Origin of the sequence: Bacillus sp. SIMBA_008, from assembly GCF_046535495.1 — a bacterium.
GTDB classification, from domain to species: Bacteria; Bacillota; Bacilli; order Bacillales; family Bacillaceae; genus Bacillus; species Bacillus subtilis.
In genome coordinates, this window is sequence record NZ_JAWRWL010000667.1 from 1 (window position 1) to 262 (window position 262).

Sequence of the window (262 nt, forward strand, 5' to 3'; positions counted from 1 at the left end):
ACTTCCTTCGCGAGATCCATGCGATGTCGGACAGCTTCCAGACGATCCGGATCGACGGCGTCGACTTCCGGCAGCGCGCTCTGGACGGCCATGCCGTCGTGCTCGACGACGAGGCCTACGACAGCGCGCGTGAGGCCGGCGCGACCGCCGGCACGGCATCCGATGACCGCTTCGATGATCTGATCCGTCATCTGGCCCAGGTGCATCCGTCCCGCTACATCCGCGTGATCGACGGACTCGACCAGGTCGGCCTCCGCGGCGT

At 67.2% G+C, this 262-nt stretch carries 1 protein-coding gene; it reads left to right on the top strand.

Going from position 1 to position 262, the window contains the following annotated elements; genetic code table 11:
* On the top strand, positions 1 to 262 hold a 262-nt coding region (locus SB658_RS24895; RefSeq protein WP_486308221.1), incomplete at both ends, for a hypothetical protein.